This is a genomic window from Micromonospora sp. MW-13, from assembly GCF_003434305.1.
GTDB lineage: Bacteria > Actinomycetota > Actinomycetes > Mycobacteriales > Micromonosporaceae > Micromonospora.
Genome location: NZ_QKKX01000125.1, coordinates 1 through 398, shown reverse-complemented (window position 1 = coordinate 398; position 398 = coordinate 1). Strand labels below are relative to the sequence as shown.

Below are 398 nucleotides of genomic sequence, written 5' to 3'. Positions count from 1 at the left end.
GGTTCTGCGGATGATGTGTCGCGGGATGGGGTGATCGTGGGTACGGATGGTCGGATTTCGGTGTATGCGGTGCGGTCGGATGGTGAGGTGTGGGGTCGGTCGCAGGTGTCGGTGGGTGGTGCGTTCAATGCGTGGCAGCAGTTGTCGTCCGGTGGTGGGTTTGTGGGTCGGGTGGCGGTGTTGCGGGATGACGTGAATCGGGTGGCGTTGTATGTGCGGCGGAATGGTGCGGTGTATGGGGCGAGTCAGGGTGAGGCTGGTGGGTCGTTCGGTAGCTGGGGTGTGATCGGGACGGGGGGTTCGGGGGTGGTGTCGGATCCGCGGGCGGTGTATGGGGTCGGTGGTCGGATCGCGATCTATGTGACGACGTCGGCGGGGAATGTTTCGGGGGTGAACCA

1 protein-coding gene is annotated in these 398 nt (G+C 64.3%); it reads left to right on the top strand.

Translation table 11 applies throughout. The features are described from left to right. Window positions 1-36 precede the first annotated feature (36 nt). The coding region (locus C5N14_RS32815) for a hypothetical protein (RefSeq protein ID WP_207892966.1) at window positions 37-398 on the top strand (362 nt) is incomplete at its 3' end.